7 protein-coding genes are annotated in these 3,616 nt (G+C 46.1%); all 7 read right to left on the bottom strand.

Annotation, left to right across the window (positions count from 1 at the left end):
• Window positions 1-89: 89 nt before the first annotated feature.
• Window positions 90-341: a hypothetical protein gene (locus tag BM613_RS14030; RefSeq protein ID WP_109431786.1), complete on the bottom strand. Its 252-nt coding sequence runs from the start codon at window positions 339-341 to the stop codon at window positions 90-92.
• Between the two features lie 161 nt (window positions 342-502).
• Complete coding sequence (locus tag BM613_RS14025; RefSeq protein WP_181363199.1) at window positions 503-685, bottom strand: nucleoside triphosphate pyrophosphohydrolase family protein; 183 nt, start codon at window positions 683-685, stop codon at window positions 503-505.
• Between the two features lie 84 nt (window positions 686-769).
• Window positions 770-1,273 (bottom strand): hypothetical protein, encoded by a 504-nt coding sequence (locus BM613_RS14020; RefSeq protein WP_109431784.1) that lies wholly within the window; start codon window positions 1,271-1,273, stop codon window positions 770-772.
• 130 nt (window positions 1,274-1,403) lie between these two features.
• Window positions 1,404-2,327: a nucleoside triphosphate pyrophosphohydrolase family protein gene (locus tag BM613_RS15615; RefSeq protein WP_245926402.1), complete on the bottom strand. Its 924-nt coding sequence runs from the start codon at window positions 2,325-2,327 to the stop codon at window positions 1,404-1,406.
• Window positions 2,328-2,392: 65 nt separating this feature from the next.
• Complete coding sequence (locus BM613_RS14010) at window positions 2,393-2,965, bottom strand: transglycosylase SLT domain-containing protein (protein ID WP_109431783.1); 573 nt, start codon at window positions 2,963-2,965, stop codon at window positions 2,393-2,395.
• Entirely contained in the window at window positions 2,934-3,230 is a 297-nt protein-coding gene (locus BM613_RS14005) for a hypothetical protein (protein WP_109431782.1), read from the bottom strand. Before BM613_RS14005 ends, BM613_RS14010 begins: the two co-directional genes overlap by 32 nt.
• A 59-nt stretch (window positions 3,231-3,289) precedes the next feature.
• A partial coding sequence (locus tag BM613_RS15235) for a hypothetical protein (protein WP_181363198.1) occupies window positions 3,290-3,616 on the bottom strand: 327 nt, incomplete at its 5' end.

Genomic DNA, 3,616 nt, shown 5'->3' with positions numbered 1-3,616 from the left:
AATTGACTGGCATAAAAAAACCCCCTTTCGTTTTTCAACAAAAGGGGGCGGGGTAAGAATTTTTGTGGCTTTAGCTAACAGGAGGGGCGTCAATCCTCATCTTCCCCGTGTTCTTCGATATATTCTTCTTTGCTGATGGTTCGTACATGTTCAGGACAAATCCGAAGTTCTCCCGTCACATAATTTAAGTGTATTTCGTGTACTTTCTCAATTTCTTCGCTCGTCAAAACCACTTTATGATCCGTAGCGATTTTGAGATAAGCTGGCTCAAATTCCTTCGTTTCGGTGTTATAAGCCAAGTGAGCTTCTGATGATATTTCGAAATAAGAGGTTACTTTCATGCTTCATCACTCTCAAATCTGGTTCCGTTGAAAGCGCTGCGCGTGGACACAAACACCAATTCCACAAATTCCACGGAATAAATCTGTTCCATACTAACTCATTCCTCCTTAGTTTTTGTTGATTTAATAATACTACATTAGTATCTGTCTAGTCAATACCGCTAGTATTTTTTCCAGCCATGCCGATAGGCTCTTAGCTTATTCTTCGCCATTTTGCGCACAAGTGCTGCGGGCACATCCAACTGATACGTGCGTGCACTATCCAACACACGCAAGATGACATCAGCAAGTTCTTCTGCTACATCGCCGTTTTCGTTTCGATCTGCCGCCAACGCTTCTGACACTTCGCTGTGAACGAGAGCAATGGCTACAGGAAACGGCAATTCTTCTTCGTGCCAACCTTTCGCGCAAGCCGTTTTACAACCTAATCAGCAACCACAAAAACATTTATCTGCAACAAGTGCTTTTTCGATTCTCAGACGCGCTTGGACATAAGCCATTCTAGTGATGCCTAAAAGCTCTGGAATTTTTCGATCCGCTATGCCTTCCATGATCATGTGAGCAACATCCAGCGCATTTGTGTCTCCGTTTTCTTTAAGTTCATTTAGCGCATTGCGAACTCGTTCTGCATCAGCAGCCAAAACAATCATTCGACCCATCAACCTTTCTGCGAGTTCGACTTGACGATCTTCGTCATTTCGAAAACGATCCATCGACCTGCGAATATGACTTTTTATCCCCTGCTCGTCTCGTTCCCCAAGCGCTTCATAAAAAGCGGTCACTCCTACCGCAAACAAATCCTCCTTATAGGTTTCCACGAACCAATAATCATATTTTCGTAAAATCCTAATTTTCCCGTGAATAACAGGTATAAACCTTTCAAGCGCTTGCGATTTTTCGAGTGAATGTTTTCTTATGACCATCCGCGACATTCCAACCACTCCAGTTCGTATTCGTTACCTCAAAAGTAACTAAAACGAAAAGAAGTTACTCAACACAAGAACGCTCTTATACGAGCGTTTTGCAGAATGGATTGATCGGCGATTTATCTAATCAATACCACTAGTATTTTTTTCCGCCATGCCGATAGGCTCTTAGCTTATTCTTCGCCATTTTGCGCACAAGTGCTGCGGGCACATCCAACTGATACGTGCGTGCGCTATCCAACACACGCAAGATGACATCGGCAAGTTCTTCTGCTACATCGCCGTTTTCGTTTCGATCTGCCGCCAGCGCTTCTGACACTTCGCTGTGAATGAGAGCGATGGCTACAGGAAACGGCAACTGTTCTTCGTGCCAACCTTTTTCACAAGCCGTTTCATAGACCTCATCGGCAATCATATTAAGCGTCAAAAACATCATCTGTTGATGCGCATCAAACGGGATTTCTTTTTCTGTGATTTGTTCGATTGGATTTGAAGGTGTTTTGCTTACTTCGCGCAAATAATCGGTTGGCGATTCCTTCATCAAGGCGCGCAGCTCTTCTTTTTTCTTCTCATGATTTGCAACTTCTTGAGTGACGGCTTCCTCGACAACCTGTGCGCGTTCGTCGGGATTCGCTTTATGTTGAATTGTTTCGGATTGATTTTCGCTTTCTACGTAGGCGCGGATTGCTTCTGCTTCGTCTTTTTCCTTGCTCAATCCCCAGTGATACAACGCGCCGCCAAGACCTTGGGGAGTCACGTCGAACATTTCTTGGATTTCTTTCTTTGATTTCCCTTGCGCACGAGCGCTTAAATACGCATTTTTCGTGAGTGCCATTTTTGCGTGCTCCTTTTCTTTGCGGATTGTTTCAAGTGGCTTCTCAGGAACTACAAAAGTCGGTGCTTTTCCTGTTTTCGTTCCAACGGGTGGTAGACCGTATTTTTGATTGAACACCTCTAATTCTTCCGGCGTCAGCGTATACGTGACAACTTCGGACGGCGGACTTGATACGTTGCCGAAGCGAAGGTCTTGATCCTTGTACCTGCGTGAAAGTATGCTCACAAAAAAACCCCCTTCAATGAGAGGGGGCAGGGTAAGAATTTTTGCTGTTCTAAGGGGGGAAGTGTTTAATATCCAACATAAGTGGCTTTGCAAAAAACATGAGGAACCGCCCACGGCGTTTTGTACCGCCCGGCGATGTAGCGAATGGCCGCAACTGCATTGTCGAGCGGATTCCAAATGTTTTGCATGGCGGGGAGCGCGTGCGCCGCAAACGTAGTCGGCAACACTTGGAACAAACCACAAGCGGACTCGTCCCCCACCTCCCGATACGCAATGGCGTGCGGATGATCGTTGCTTTCGTGCTTTGCAATCCAGCACAATGGAGCGAGCCACGAAATCGGCTCGTGCGTGATTTCTAGCGCCTGCGCGATGACCGCACGCACACGAAACGGCGAAGCTCCATGCACTGCAAAGTGATGCGGACGACTTTTTCCCGCGAGAATTAAATTCGTTTCTTTGGGCAAAGCAAACATTGCCCGATGCGCCACCTGCACGATTGCATGATTGGGAACTTGAGATGGCAGTAAAAAAGGCATAAACATGGGATGGAGAGTGGATGTTGCAAAAAACGCAAGCGCAATACGAAATTCTTTAGAACCAAACGCTTTATTCGCAAAGCGCGATGTCTGAATATGCAAACGAACTCCGGTATTTTCCCATGTTTACCACAATAAATTTTTCTCCTACATACACTACGCGCGCTCGAACTCTAGGCAATTCGCGTTCACCGTTCTTCTTGTCGAAACTTAACACCGGAACCAATACGATGTCTCCAACCGAAATCGTTGGCTGAATTGGTGCTGGTTCACTCGACAACTTTCTTTCTCGTCTTAGTTTCTCAACAAACGAAGCAATGCCAGCGGCAAAAATCTGTTCTTCTTCCAAAGCGGCAGGTTTGAACATCTCCAAATCCCCTTATCTCCATTTCATTTTATCAACACATGGGGGCAGCGGAAGTATTTTTAGGTGTTGCTGGATTGCTTGTTCGAAAAAGCCCACCGAACTGCCACTGCCCCATCTGAATGGCCAATCGGAAACAGCGTCAAGAAACTCAAGACAGACACCACAAGAAACCAGCCCCAAAACACGGGATCAAGTTTTGCGATTCCCGAAAGCAAAACAAACATACCCACAACCCCTTGAGCAAGTACACCTGCCAGCGCAACCACGACCCCATGAAAGCGACTTGAAATCCCTTCGCTTTCCACAAATCCATTCAGCGGTACAAGCCGTAATTGAAAGACGCCTACACGGAAAAGAGGAGGGCCGATTCCCACTTGAATGCGTTT

It is taken from the genome of Sulfoacidibacillus thermotolerans (assembly GCF_003144315.1).
In the GTDB taxonomy this organism is placed as follows: Bacteria; Bacillota; Bacilli; order Alicyclobacillales; family SLC66; genus Sulfoacidibacillus; species Sulfoacidibacillus thermotolerans.
This window is presented reverse-complemented; position numbering and strand designations above follow the sequence as displayed.